12 protein-coding genes are annotated in these 13,267 nt (G+C 69.4%); all 12 read left to right on the plus strand.

The window, feature by feature from the left end:
• Positions 1-8: 8 nt before the first annotated feature.
• Complete coding sequence (steA, locus tag M3C25_RS05200; RefSeq protein WP_102160649.1) at positions 9-1,280, plus strand: putative cytokinetic ring protein SteA; 1,272 nt, start codon at positions 9-11, stop codon at positions 1,278-1,280.
• Positions 1,277-2,281 (plus strand): copper transporter, encoded by a 1,005-nt coding sequence (locus M3C25_RS05205; RefSeq protein WP_259855260.1) that lies wholly within the window; start codon positions 1,277-1,279, stop codon positions 2,279-2,281. Before steA ends, M3C25_RS05205 begins: the two co-directional genes overlap by 4 nt.
• Positions 2,278-3,123, plus strand: coding sequence for a hypothetical protein (locus tag M3C25_RS05210; RefSeq protein ID WP_259855261.1), 846 nt, complete (start codon positions 2,278-2,280; stop codon positions 3,121-3,123). The genes M3C25_RS05205 and M3C25_RS05210 overlap by 4 nt, the downstream gene beginning before the upstream one ends.
• Entirely contained in the window at positions 3,123-4,751 is a 1,629-nt protein-coding gene (murJ, locus tag M3C25_RS05215; RefSeq protein ID WP_259855262.1) for a murein biosynthesis integral membrane protein MurJ, read from the plus strand. The genes M3C25_RS05210 and murJ overlap by 1 nt, the downstream gene beginning before the upstream one ends.
• A 140-nt stretch (positions 4,752-4,891) precedes the next feature.
• On the plus strand, positions 4,892-5,980 hold the full coding sequence (locus M3C25_RS05220; RefSeq protein ID WP_375545097.1) for a glycosyltransferase family 4 protein: 1,089 nt from the start codon (positions 4,892-4,894) through the stop codon (positions 5,978-5,980).
• A 60-nt stretch (positions 5,981-6,040) separates the two neighbouring features.
• Positions 6,041-7,222, plus strand: a complete 1,182-nt coding sequence (locus M3C25_RS05225) for a group 1 glycosyl transferase (protein ID WP_259795276.1) — start codon at positions 6,041-6,043, stop codon at positions 7,220-7,222.
• Between the two features lie 60 nt (positions 7,223-7,282).
• Complete coding sequence (pyrG, locus tag M3C25_RS05230; RefSeq protein WP_375545098.1) at positions 7,283-8,947, plus strand: CTP synthase; 1,665 nt, start codon at positions 7,283-7,285, stop codon at positions 8,945-8,947.
• Positions 8,947-9,684 (plus strand): NUDIX domain-containing protein, encoded by a 738-nt coding sequence (locus M3C25_RS05235; protein ID WP_259855264.1) that lies wholly within the window; start codon positions 8,947-8,949, stop codon positions 9,682-9,684. The genes pyrG and M3C25_RS05235 overlap by 1 nt, the downstream gene beginning before the upstream one ends.
• Entirely contained in the window at positions 9,684-10,646 is a 963-nt protein-coding gene (gene xerD, locus M3C25_RS05240) for a site-specific tyrosine recombinase XerD (RefSeq protein WP_259855265.1), read from the plus strand. The genes M3C25_RS05235 and xerD overlap by 1 nt, the downstream gene beginning before the upstream one ends.
• A gap of 147 nt (positions 10,647-10,793) precedes the next feature.
• Positions 10,794-11,630, plus strand: coding sequence for a ParA family protein (locus M3C25_RS05245; RefSeq protein WP_259855288.1), 837 nt, complete (start codon positions 10,794-10,796; stop codon positions 11,628-11,630).
• A gap of 8 nt (positions 11,631-11,638) precedes the next feature.
• Entirely contained in the window at positions 11,639-12,532 is an 894-nt protein-coding gene (locus M3C25_RS05250; RefSeq protein ID WP_259855266.1) for a segregation and condensation protein A, read from the plus strand.
• Positions 12,529-13,227: an SMC-Scp complex subunit ScpB gene (scpB, locus tag M3C25_RS05255; protein ID WP_259855267.1), complete on the plus strand. Its 699-nt coding sequence runs from the start codon at positions 12,529-12,531 to the stop codon at positions 13,225-13,227. Before M3C25_RS05250 ends, scpB begins: the two co-directional genes overlap by 4 nt.
• Positions 13,228-13,267: the final 40 nt, after the last annotated feature.

A 13,267-nucleotide genomic window follows, 5' to 3' on the forward strand; every position in this document is an offset into this window, starting at 1 on the left:
GCGGCACCATGAAGATCCGCAAGAGCCGCGAGACCATCGAGACCGATCTGACGATCGGTCCCGCCGTGACGCGCGTCGACCGCCGCACGAAGGATCTCACCAAACGACTCCAGCCCGGTGAGATCGCCGTCATCTGCCACTCCGACATCGACCGCGTCTCCGCTGAGGCCCTCGTCGAATGCCGCCCGGCAGCCGTGGTCAACACCGTCAAGTCGATCTCGGGACGCTATCCCAACCTCGGGCCCGGGATCATCGTCGACGCCGGCATCCCGCTCATCGACGAAGCCGGCGAAGAGCTCATGGACTCCATCACCGAAGGCGAGGAACTGCAGCTGCGCGACGGGGTCCTCGAACGCGACGGCACACCCCTGGGCGACGGGCGGGTGCACACCCGTCTGAGCATCGAAAAGCAGATGAAGGACGCCGAGTCCGGGATGAACAAGGTGCTCGTCGACTTCGTCGAGAACACCATCGAGTACATCCGCAAGGACTCCGACCTGCTCTCGGAGGACTTCGTCGTCCCGCACGTGCGCACGAGCTTCGCCGGCCGGCACGCGCTCATCGTCGTGCGCGGCTACCACTACAAAGAAGACCTCGCGATGCTGGGGACCTACATCCGCGAATACCGCCCGATCCTCATCGGCGTCGACGGGGGAGCCGATGCGATCCTCGAAGCCGGCTACTCCCCGGACATGATCGTCGGCGACATGGACTCCGTCTCCGATGCCGCCCTGAGCTCCGGAGCCGAACTCGTCGTCCACGCCTACCGCGACGGCCGAGCGCCCGGTGTCGAGCGGCTGCACGACCTCGGCCTCGAATGCGTCATCTTCCCCGCCTCAGGCACGAGCGAGGACATCGCGATGCTGCTCGCCGATGACAAGGGCTCCCCGCTCATCGTCGCCGTCGGCACCCACGACACGCTCATCGAGTTCCTCGACAAGGGCCGCCGCGGCATGGCCTCGACATTCCTTACCCGCCTGCGTGTTGGCTCGAAGCTGCTCGACGCCAAGGGCGTGTCACTGCTGTACCGGCAGCGGATCTCCTCCTGGCAGCTGACGATCCTCGCCCTGGCTGGACTGTTCGCGCTGTTCGTCGCGATGTCGGCCACCCCGGCCGGACAGACGCTGCTCGGGCTCATCGGCGCCCAGTTCGACGGACTCATCCAATGGATCGAGAACCTGTTCTCACCGGCCCCGACCCCTGAGGCACTGGCCGTGCTGCCGCTAGAATCCCATCTGCCCGCCACTCATCTGCTCGACGAAGGGCCTCCTCTGACGTGATCGACTTCCGCTACCACCTCGTGTCCCTCATCTCGGTGTTCGTCGCCCTGGCGATCGGCATCGTGCTCGGCGCAGGACCGCTGAAGGAACCGATCGGCGAATCCCTGCAGAGCCAGGTCGACTCACTGCGCTCAGACCGCGACGAACTGCGCACCGAGCTCGACCAGTCGAAGGCCGACGTCAGCGACCTCAACGAGTTCATCGCCGCCACCGCCCCGGACCTCCTCAAGGACCGGCTGGCCGAGGTGCCGGTGACGCTCGTGCGCGTCGCCGACACGAACGCCGATGCCGTCAACGCTGTGCGCGACCGCCTGTCCGAGGCCGGCGCCACGGTCAACGACGGCGGTGAGCTCTCCGCCGACGCCTTCGACCCGAAGGGCGCTGAGGACCTGCTCGACACGCTGCGCTCGATCGATCCGAACCTGCCCGATGACGATGCGAGCGCGCTGACCACGGCGCTGGCGGCAGCCGTCTCCGCCGGCGGTGCTGCCGAGGAGGCCGCCAGCGAGGCTCCGGCCGGCGATGCGACCGAGGCCCCTGCCGCCCCCGAGGGCGGTGAGGGCACCCGGTATGACCAGAAGCAGTCCGAGGACGTGCTCCAGGCATTCGGTGCCGCCGGACGTCTCAACGGCGGCAGCTACGCCGTCGCTGAGGTCATCGTGCTCATCGCCCCGCCGGTGCCCGAGGCACAGGCAGGCCGAAGCGATGCCGGCGCCACCGAGGCGCCGCGTCCAGAGGCCAACGCCTACTCGGCCTTTGCCACCGACCTCGACAAAGCCACCCCGACCGTCGTCGCCGGCACCACCGCCGGTGCTGAGAGCGGCCTGGTCGGCTACGTGCGCGAGAACGACATCGGCGTCTCGAGCGTCGACAGCATCGAACTCGGTGCCGGACCGGTCATCAACGCACTCACCGTCGCTGCCCTGCACGACGACACGTCCGAAGGCCACTACGGCTTCGCAGCCAACGCCGACGCCATCATGCCAGGAGCAGAGAAATGATCCGCACGCTCGTCACCGCCTCCGTCGCCGCCGTTGCAGGCTACGCCGCCACCCGCGGAGTCATCGCCGCCCGTGACCGCCTCGGCTTCAGCGACCGCCTCGACCGCACCAACCACGCCGGAGAGACCGTCTCCCTCATCGAAGGCCCCGCCGCTGCCGCCGGCGCCACGACTGTGGCGATTTTCGCGGACCCGCTGCCGCACCGTCTGGCCGCCACCCTGGCGACCACCGCCGCCGGGGTGCTCGGCGCTGTTGACGACTTCGCCGAATCCGGCAGCGAGAAGGGACTGCGCGGACACCTGAGCGCCCTCGCCCGGGGCGAGGTCACCACCGGCGGTCTCAAAATCCTCGGCATCTCCGCCTCGTCGGTCGTCGCCGCACTCATCGGCCGGGACGCCGACGAGCTGTTCGGCTCCCAGATCGCCGGCAGCCTCGCCGATGCCGTGCTGGCCGGCGGCGTCATCGCCGGCACCGCCAACCTCATCAACCTCCTCGACCTGCGCCCGGCCCGCGCACTCAAAGCCAGCGCCACACTGGCCGGCATCGGCTTGCTCACCGGCCGCGGCGCCGCCCTCGTGCTCACCGGCGGCAGCCTCGGCGTCGTCGCCGCGGCCTTCGCCGATGACGCCGCCGGGCTCACGATGCTCGGCGACACCGGCGCCAACGCACTCGGCAGCCTGCTCGGCACCGCCGCCGCCCTCGACGCCTCCCGCACCGAACTCGCCCTCAGCCTCGCCCTGCTGGCCGGCCTGACCTTGACCAGCGAGAAGGTCTCCTTCACCGAGGTCATCGAAAGCACCCCGGGACTGCGCGAGCTCGACGCCTGGGCACGAGTGCACTGATGCCCCGCTGGCTGCGGGCCACAGCCGGGGCGGCACTGGCCGTCGCCGTCATCACCCTGCTGACACGGGTCATCGGGTTCGTCCGCTGGCTCGTCTTCTCTCCGACCGTCGGCGCCGGCGTCGTCGGCACCGCCTACCAGGCGGCCAACCAGGTGCCGAACATCCTCTACGAGGTCGTCGCCGGAGGTGCCCTGGCCGGAGCGGTCGTGCCGCTGCTGGCCGCCCCGATCGCACGCGCCGACCGCGAGCAGGTCAACCGGATCGCCTCGGCGCTGCTGACCTGGTCACTGGCCCTGACCGTGCCGCTGGCCGTGCTCGTGGCCGCGTTCCACCAGCCGCTGGCCGCAGCTCTCATCGCCGGCGGCGCCGGGGCTGACCCGGCCGCTGCCCACTACGCCGGGCAGTTCCTCCTCATCTTCGCCGCCCAGCTGCCGCTCTACGCCGTCGGAGCGGTGCTCACCGGAGTGCTGCAGGCACACCGGAAGTTCCTGTGGCCGGCATTCATGCCGCTGCTCTCCAGCCTCGTCGTCATCGGCACTTACCTGGCCTACGGCGCAGTTCCCACCGACGCGGACTCCGCAGCCGCCGGGCCTCTGGCCCTGCTCGCCTGGGGCACCACCGCCGGAGTCGTCGCTCTGGCCCTGCCGCTGTGGCTGCCGACCGCAGCCACCGGGGTGCGGCTGCGGCCGACCTTCACCTTCCCCGACGGTGTCGCCCGCCGTGCCGTGCGCCTGGGCACCGCCGGCATGACCGCACTCATCGCCCAGCAGATCGCGATCCTCTCGGTGCTCACCGTCTCCAACCGCACCGGCGGCACCGGCGTGTTTGTGCTGTTCAACTACATCCAGGCCGTGTACATGCTGCCGTATGCGGTGCTCGCCGTGCCGATCGCCACCGTCGTGTTCCCGCGCCTGTCCCGGCAGGCCGCAGAAGCCGCCGCTGAGGTGCCGCGCACCGTGGCGACGACAACCGCAGCCATCCTCATCGCCGGCGGTCTGGGGGCTGCGATCCTAGTGGCCGCAGCCGTGCCGCTGCAGCAGTTCTTCACCGCCCTCGACGCCGCCTCCGGATCCGAAGCCGTGCCCTTCGCTGCGATGTCGACCGCAATCCTCGTGATGGCACTTGCGGTGCCGGGCTGGTGCATGATCGCCTGGGCGATGCGCATGTACGCCGCCCTCGAATCCGCCCGCTACGCTGCGATCGGCACGACCACCGGATGGATCTCCGTCATCGCCACCGTGCTCATCGGAGCCGCTGTCATCACCACCACCGAGCCCAGCCGCCGCGCTGCGACCACCCTCATCCTCGTCTGCCTCGGACACGCCGTCGGCATGAGTGTCGCCGCCGTGCTCCACCTGACCTTCATGCGCCGAGCCGTCGGCGCCGAGGCCCTCCACGGCATGACGCGCAACCTGCTCATCACCGGGCTCACCTCCCTTGCCGCAGCCGCCGCCGGCTACGGCGGCGCCCAGCTCATGCTCACCGTGACAGGAAGCTGGCCGCCAGCAGGCGGCGCCGTCGTCTCCGGCCTCGTCTCCGGCCTCATCGCCGTCGCCGTCATGGCCGGACTCACCCTCGTGCTCAACCGCCGGCTCGTGACCTCGCTGCGCCAGCTGGCCGGCCGCTGATCCGACCGGCCAGCAGAGCCCTCCGGATTCGTTAGACTGGCTGAAGCGGCGCCGAAGGCGCCGGTGAGCGATCGACTGAGAGGACATCGTCCATGCGCAGCCTGCGGATTCTGTTGGTCTTAGCCACCTCTACCGGAGGAGTGGGAACCCACGTCGCCTCCCTGGCCCGGGAGTTCGCGCAGGCAGGCCACACCGTCGGCGTCATCGGCCCATCGGCGACCAACGAGCAGTTCGGCTTCGACGCTCTCGGCCAGGTGGTCTTCGCACCCCTCGAGCTCGGCACCAGTCTCAGCGTCAGGGACACCGTCTCAATCAACCGGCTGCGCAAGCTCATCGCCACCTTCGACGCCGACATCGTCCACGCCCACGGCTTCCGCGCCGGCTTCACCACACTCACGGCCGCCAACCGGATCTCCAAGCGCAAACGCCCCCACACCGTCGTCTCCTGGCACAACCAGGCGATGGGCAGCGGCATCCGCGAACTTGCCGAGAAGGCCGTGCAGATGTACGTCGCCCGCGGCGCCGACCTGACGATCGGGGCCAGTTCCGACCTCGTCGTCCGCGCTCGCGACCACGGTGCCCGCAACGCCGTCTTCGCCCCAGCCGCAGCGCCTGACCCGCAGTTCGCCGAAGACGTCAACAACCGGCTGCTGCGCTCCAGACTGCTGCGCGAACTCGCACTGCCGCGCGAGACCGTCCTCATGCTCGCCGTCGGCCGGATCGCCCCGCAGAAGAACTACGGTCTGCTCTTCGACGCCCTGGCCCGCCTCGATGACGACCGGGTGCATCTGCTCATCGCCGGAGCCGCTGATGAGGAGGAGATGCGGGTGCTGCGCAAGCGCGTCATCGCCGAACAGCTGCCGGTGCATTTCCTCGGCCAGCGCGATGACGTCACCACCCTCAACCAAGCCGCTGACATCTTCGTCCTCTCCAGCCTGTGGGAGGCCCGCGCACTCGTGCTGCAGGAAGCGATGATGGCCGGCAAAGCGATCATCGCCACCGCGACCGGCGGCACCCCCGAACTGCTCGGTGACGCCGGCCTGCTCATCACCCCCGGGGACGCCGAGGCGATGGCCGAGGGCATCCGGATGCTCGCCGCCGAAGAGCAGATGCGCGCCGAACTCGGTCGCCGCGCGGCCCACAAGGCACTCGACCTGCCGCGCGAACCCGAAGTCGCCCGCACGATCCTCCGCCACTACACGTCCCTGCTCGATGCCGGCAGCCGCTGAAACATCGCTAGTCTAGAGACAGACGCAACCCATCCGCGACCAGCAGAAAGAGCGACAGCCATGAGCGAACTCGCCAGCCAGACGCCCCTCGGACCGGATCCCAGCACCCGGATCATGCACGTTCTCGACACCGCCGATTCCGTTGTCGTCGAGATGGCCCGCGAGACCATCGCGCGCCACCTGCAGGCCGGCTACCCGACCGCCATCGCTGCCCGCCGGTCCGTGTTCGACACGCTCGGTCTCGACACCGCTGACCCGCTGCTCGTCCACATCGAGATCGGCGCGGTGCGCGGCATCCGCGTCTCCGACGCCTCGCACGCCTTCACACTGCACAAGTACTACCGGCACGTCGACCTCGTCCACGCCCACGGACTGCACGCCGGAGCGCTCGCCGGTCTCGCCCTGACCGGTCTGCCGCAGCGGATGCAGCCGGCGATCATCACCACTGTCGAGCGCTTCGACGAATCCAGCACCGTCGAATCGCTGCTGGCCCGCACCGTCGCCCGCACCTCGACTGCCGTGCTCGGCACCACCGACCCGGTCTGCGAGTACTTCGCCGACCTCGAAGTCCCGGTCACCGAACGCGCCCCGCTGCTGCGCCCCGACCTCGACCCGCGCGCCGATGTCGCCACGGCGCTGACCCGCGACCGCAAGCGGGTGCGCCGCGACCTCGACGTGCCTGCCGGCCACTGGCTCATCGCCAGCCCCATCGAGATGCGCGACGGCACCGACCTGACCACCGTGCTCGATGCCGCGATCAGGCTGCCGAGCCACCGTCCCGACCGCCGCTGGGTGGTCGCCTTCACCGGCGGGGGAGCAGCCCGCGACCAGGTCAGCCGCGAGATCGCCAACCGCTTCGACCACATCCGCGTGGCCAGCGAATACTCCGCCGCCGAGGTGGCCGCTGCCGCCGATCTTGTCATCGCCGCCGACCGGATGACCGGGCTGAGCACCGAAGGGCTCATGCAGATGCGCAGGCCGGTCGTCCACATCGGCCGGGAGCGCGGTGCCCGCATCTGGGGTGAGCGCGTCACCCACGTCGCCGCCGACGACACGCCCGGACTGCTGGCCGCCATCGCCGACTACGTCGACAACCCCGCCGCCCGTGCCACCGCAGCAGTCGCAGCCAAGGACCGGGTAGCCGCTTCCACCAGCGTCGACACCGCCGGGCTGATCCTGCTCGACATCTACGACACGGTCCTCGGCATGCATGCCGGCACCCGCCCGATCGAGCGCCGCTGATTCCCACCGCGTCCCTGGCGGGACGCGGTGCCCTCCTCCCTGATAGAATTCAATTCCGTGGTGAATCGATTGCGAACAAGCGGACAGAACACAACCCGGCACATCTTCGTCACCGGGGGTGTGGCATCCTCCCTCGGTAAGGGACTGACAGCATCATCGCTGGGACATCTGCTCGCACAGCGCGGGCTCACAGTCGCGATGCAGAAGCTCGACCCCTACCTCAACGTCGACCCGGGCACGATGAACCCCTTCCAGCACGGCGAGGTGTTCGTCACCAACGACGGCGCAGAGACCGACCTCGACATCGGCCACTACGAGCGCTTCCTCGGCACCGACCTCGACGCCAGCGCCAATGTCACCACCGGGCAGATCTACTCCTCGGTCATCGCCAAGGAGCGCCGCGGCGCCTACCTCGGTGACACCGTCCAGGTGATCCCGCACATCACCGATGAGATCAAGCTGCGGATGCGGTCCCAGGCCGAGCGCACCGACGGTGAGGCTCCGGACGTCATCATCACCGAGGTCGGCGGCACCGTCGGCGACATCGAATCGCTGCCGTTCCTCGAAGCCGCCCGCCAGGTCCGCCACGACGTCGGCCGCGAGAACTGCTTCTTCATCCACGTCTCCCTCGTGCCCTACCTCGGGCCCTCGGGTGAGCTCAAGACCAAGCCGACCCAGCACTCGGTGGCAGCCCTGCGCTCGATCGGCATCCAGCCTGATGCGATCGTGCTGCGCTCCGATCGGGAGCTGCCGGATTCGATCCGCGCGAAGATCGGCTCGGCCTGCGACGTCGACTTCGAAGCCGTCGTCTCCTGCGTCGACGCCCGGTCCATCTACGACATCCCGAAGGTCCTGCACGATGGAGGCCTCGACGTCTACGTCATCCGCCGCCTCAACCTGCCCTTCCGCGACGTCGACTGGGACCAGTGGGACTGGGTGCTCGAACGCGTGCACAACCCGCGTCACGAAGTCGAGATCGGCCTGGTCGGCAAGTACATCGACCTGCCTGATGCCTACCTGTCGGTGACGGAGGCGCTGCGCCACGGCGGATTCGCCGAAGACGCCAAGGTCAACATCCACTGGATTGCCTCCGACTCGTGTGAAACCCCTGAAGGCGCCGCCGAGCACCTCGCCGGCCTCGACGCGATCTGCGTGCCCGGCGGCTTCGGCATCCGCGGCATCGAAGGCAAGCTCGGGGCGCTGCGCTACGCCCGCGAGAACGGCATCCCGACGCTTGGCCTGTGCCTGGGCATGCAGTGCATGGTCGTCGAATACGCACGCAACGTCGCCGGCATCGACGAGGCGTCATCAACGGAATTCGATCCCGACACCTCGGCGCCGGTCATCGCCACGATGGCCGAACAGCTCGACATCGTCGACGGTGAAGGCGACCTCGGCGGCACCATGCGCCTGGGCCTGTACAGTGCCGACCTGCTGCCGGGCAGCATCGTCGCCGGTGTCTACGGCACTGACGAGATCTCCGAGCGCCACCGCCACCGCTATGAGGTCAACAACGCCTACCGCGAGCAGCTCACTGACGCCGGGCTCGTGATCTCGGGCACCTCGCCGAACCAGCAGCTCGTCGAGTTCGTCGAACTGCCCGCCGACGTCCACCCGTACTACGTCGCCACGCAGGCCCACCCGGAGCTGCGGTCCCGGCCGACAGAGGCCCACCCGCTGTTCTCCGGTCTCGTGCGCGCAGCACTCGACCGGCAAAGCGTCTGATGCACGCCCGACACGCCACCTCGGCTGCCGAAGCCCTGACAGCACAGCAGGGCCTGGCAGCCGAGCTGCGCGACGAGTTCACTCCCGCTGAGGTGACCTCGAGTGAAACCGCCTTCCGCGGCTACGTGTGGGACGTGCGGCGCGAGACCTTCTCGCTGCCCGAATCCGACGAGCCGCTGACCCGCGACTTCGTCCAGCACACCGGGGCCGTCGCGATCGCTGCGATCGACGCCGAGGACCGGATCCTGCTCATCCAGCAGTACCGGCACCCGGTGCTGTGCCGGGACTGGGAGATCCCAGCCGGCCTGCTCGATGTGCCCAGTGAGGAACCGCTGCACGCAGCCCAGCGCGAACTCGGTGAGGAAGCCGACCTGGAAGCCGGGCAGTGGCACCTGCTCGCCGACCAGCTCTCAACGCCCGGTGGGGTCAGCGAGACGCTGCGGATCTTCGCCGCCCGCGACCTCAGCGCCGTCCCGGAGGCCGAACGCCATCTGCGCGACGGGGAGGAGAACGGCATCGTGCCGGTCTGGATCCCGCTGACCGAGGCCGTCGAAGCGGTGCTGGCCGGACGCGTGACCAACGGCACCGCCGCGCTGGCGATCCTGCACGCCGACCACGCCCGCGCCCGCGGCTGGGAGAACATGCGCGCAGCCGACGAACCGTGGCCGGCCAGAGACGTGCAGCTGCGCGCCCGCGGCACCCGCACCCGAACCGGGCCTGCCGCCGACGGATCCTGATGGCCCGCCACGCCGCCGAACTGCTGCCCGAGGCGCCGGCTGGGCTGGCCGATCCGGTTCGCGACTACCTCGCCCACCTGCAGCTCGAACGCGGCCTGTCGCACAACACGCTCGACGCCTATGCTCGTGATCTGGCCCGCCTGCTCACGTGGCTTGAAGACCAGCAGATCCGCGACCTCACCGCCGTCACCGGATCTGACCTGGAGACCTTCCTCGCCCTCATCGCCGACACCGGCCTGGCGGTGCGCTCCCGGGCACGGCTGACCGTGGCGATCAGGCGGCTGTTCGGATTCCTCCACGCCGAAGGACGGGTGTCGGATGACCCGGCCGCTGAGATCTCCCCACCCCGCGACGTCGACTCCCTGCCGCATGCGCTCACTATCGCTGAGGTCGAACGGCTGCTCGCTGCCTGCGCTGGAGACGAACCGGTTCAGCTGCGGGCCCGGGCACTGCTGGAGTTCCTCTACGCCACCGGCGCGCGGATCAGCGAGGCGATCGGCGTCGACATCTACGACATCGACCTCGAATCGAGGATCGTGCGCCTCTACGGCAAGGGCAGCAAGGAACGCCTCGTGCCGCTGGGCTCACACGCCTCCGAAGCGCTCGAAGCATGGCTTGTGCGCGCCCGGCCGGAGATGACCGCCCGCGCCGGTGCCGGCCAGCAGACCGGCCGGCAGCGCGCCGGCGCGGTGTTCGTCAACCAGCGTGGCGGCCGGCTCAGCCGCCAATCCGCCTGGCAGACCATCAAGACCGCCGCCCAGCACGCCGGCCTCGATGACGACATCAGCCCGCACTCGCTGCGCCACTCATTCGCCACCCACCTGCTCGAAGGCGGCGCCGACATCCGGGTCGTCCAAGAGCTGCTCGGGCATGCCGCCGTGACGACCACCCAGATCTACACGCGGGTGACGAGCCAGACCCTGCGCGAGGTGTACGCCACCACCCACCCGCGGGCCCGCTGAACCGGCACACAGCCCAGCCTGCGGCAGCAGGCGCGGTGGAACGACGAAAGTGCCGGTGCGCACGATAAGCTGAACACATCCGAGACGAAAGGTGAGACTGGCGTGGCTGATTCGCAGCAGAAGCTGGACATCCCAGATGCCGAGGTGATGGGCCCGACCGGGCGACCGCAGGTCGAGTACCCTGAACCGCCGCCGCTCGACGGGCACGGCCCGGCACGGATCATCGCAATGGTGAACCAGAAGGGCGGCGTCGGCAAGACGACTTCGTCGATTAACCTCGGAGCCGCGCTGGCCGACTACGGCCGCCGGGTGCTGCTCGTCGACTTCGACCCGCAGGGTGCGCTCTCCGTCGGGCTCGGCCTCAACCCGCACGACCTCGAGCGCAGCGTGTACAACGTGCTGATGAACTCCCGGCTCGACCCGCACGAGGTCATCGAACCCTCCAACGTCGTGGGCATCGACATCCTGCCGGCCAACATCGACCTCTCCGCTGCCGAGGTGCAGCTCGTCGGCGAGGTCGCCCGCGAACAGGTCCTCGCCCGCGCCCTGGCGAAGGTCTCCGATGAGTACGACGTCATCCTCATCGACTGCCAGCCCTCGCTCGGCCTGCTGACCGTCAACGCGCTCACCGCCGCCCACGGCGTCATCATCCCGCTGGAGACCGAGTTCTTCGCGCTGCGCGGTGTCGCCCTGCTCGTCGAGACGATCGAGAAGGTCCAGGACCGCCTCAATCCCGGCCTGGAGATCGACGGCATCCTCGCCACGATGTTCGACGGCCGCACCCTGCACGCCAAGGAGGTCATCGCCCGGGTCGTCGAGGCCTTCGGCGACCGGGTCTTCGACACCGTCATCAGCCGCACCGTGAAGTTCCCCGACGCCTCGGTGGCAGCTGAGCCGATCATCTCCTTCGCCCCCACCCATACCGGAGCACAGGCCTACCGTCAGTTGGCGTGCGAGCTCGTGGCCCGCGGGGGAGCACCCTGAGCCCAGCGATGACCACGGCACAGCAGGACGCCTCGGCCCCGGCCGCCGGTGATGCCGAGACCAGCGAAGCCGCCGGGCATAACGAGTCCGGCGGCTTCGTCGTCACACTGGAGAACTTCTCCGGCCCCTTCGACCTGCTGCTCGGGCTCATCTCCAAGCGCAAGCTCGACATCACCGATGTCGCCTTAGCCGAGGTGACCGACGAGTTCATCGCCTACGTCACCGCGCTGCGGGCAGAGCAGAGCCTCGAGGAGCTGTCGAACTTCCTGCTCGTGGCAGCGACCCTGCTCGACCTCAAGACCGCCCGGCTGCTGCCGCGCGGCGACGTCGACGACGAACTCGACTTGGAGCTGCTCGAAGCCCGCGACCTGCTCTTCGCCCGGCTGCTGCAGTACCGCGCCTACAAGGCCGTCTCCGCCGTCTTCGCCGAGCAGATGGCACACGCCGCCACCCGCACCGCCCGCTCAGTGCCGCTGGAAGACGGGCTGCGCGACATCCTGCCGCCCCTGGAGATCACCGCCACCCCGCAGGTCCTCGCCGCGATCTACGCCACCGTCCTGCAGCGCGACCACACCCCGCCGACGGTGAGCACCGACCACCTGCACCTGCCCCAGATCAGCGTCGCCGAACAGCGCACCGTGGTCCTCACCCGCCTCGGCCAGCACGGCCGGCTGACCTTCTCGGACCTCATCGCCGATGCCGAGAGCACGCTGGTCGTCGTCGCCCGGTTCCTCGCACTGCTCGAGCTGTTCAAGGCCGGCATGTGCGACTTCGACCAGCCCGCCCCGCTCGGCGAGCTCACCGTGGTGGCCGCAGAAGCTGCAGACCTGGCGACCATCGCACTGCCCGACACCGACGAATGGGACGCCCCGACCCCACCCGATGACGAGGAGCCGACATGAGCGAGCAGCACACAGCGCAGGCTGACAAACAGGTCGAGGAGCAGGTCGGGGCGCAGGTTGAGGACACGCTGCTGGCCGGGATCGAAGCCGTGCTCATGATCGCAGACGCCCCCGTCACCGCCGAAGCGCTGGCGGAGAGCCTGGGCATCGAGGCCGGTACCGTCACCGCCGCCTGCCGGCAGCTGCAGGCCGACTACGACGGAGCGCAGCCGGGCAGCCGGCAGCGCGGCTTCGAGCTCCGGGAGGCTTCTGGCGGCTGGCGGATCTACTCGCGCAGCGACTACCACGACCTCGTCTCCGACTTCCTCACCGCCGGCCAGACCGCCACCCTGTCCCAGGCGGCCTTGGAGACCCTGGCCGTCATCGCCTACCGGCAGCCGGTCACCCGCGCACGGATCTCCGCGATCCGCGGCGTCAACGTCGACGGTGTGGTGCGCACCCTGCTCATGCGAGGCCTCATCGTCGAAGCCGGCACCGAAGAGCTCACCGGAGCACGCCAGTTCACCACCACCGGCCAGTTCCTCGAAAGCCTCGGCATCGACAGCCTCGACGAACTGCCCGACATCGCACCCTTCCTGCCGGCAGACGACGACGTGGCCACCGGCGACGACATCGACCTCGGTGCAGACGCCGACGAACCGGCAGCACCAGCCGAGGTGGGCCTGGAAGCCGGCGGGGAGCCTGCCGAGACCTGAGCGGCAGCACAAGCTGCAGCCACACCTCGCGCCCGGTTCG

The sequence above is a fragment of the Brevibacterium luteolum genome (assembly GCF_025147615.1).
Taxonomy (GTDB): domain Bacteria; phylum Actinomycetota; class Actinomycetes; order Actinomycetales; family Brevibacteriaceae; genus Brevibacterium; species Brevibacterium luteolum.

Bases quoted from the DNA above. Each gene is read 5' to 3' on its own strand.
- steA (WP_102160649.1), top strand. From the start codon at position 9: ATGAAGATCCGCAAGAGCCGCGAGACCATCGAGACCGATCTGACGATC.
- M3C25_RS05210 (WP_259855261.1), top strand. From the start codon at position 2,278: ATGATCCGCACGCTCGTCACCGCCTCCGTCGCCGCCGTTGCAGGCTAC.
- murJ (WP_259855262.1), top strand. From the start codon at position 3,123: ATGCCCCGCTGGCTGCGGGCCACAGCCGGGGCGGCACTGGCCGTCGCC.
- M3C25_RS05225 (WP_259795276.1), top strand. From the start codon at position 6,041: ATGAGCGAACTCGCCAGCCAGACGCCCCTCGGACCGGATCCCAGCACC.
- M3C25_RS05235 (WP_259855264.1), top strand. From the start codon at position 8,947: ATGCACGCCCGACACGCCACCTCGGCTGCCGAAGCCCTGACAGCACAG.
- xerD (WP_259855265.1), top strand. From the start codon at position 9,684: ATGGCCCGCCACGCCGCCGAACTGCTGCCCGAGGCGCCGGCTGGGCTG.
- M3C25_RS05245 (WP_259855288.1), top strand. From the start codon at position 10,794: ATGGGCCCGACCGGGCGACCGCAGGTCGAGTACCCTGAACCGCCGCCG.
- M3C25_RS05250 (WP_259855266.1), top strand. From the start codon at position 11,639: ATGACCACGGCACAGCAGGACGCCTCGGCCCCGGCCGCCGGTGATGCC.
- scpB (WP_259855267.1), top strand. From the start codon at position 12,529: ATGAGCGAGCAGCACACAGCGCAGGCTGACAAACAGGTCGAGGAGCAG.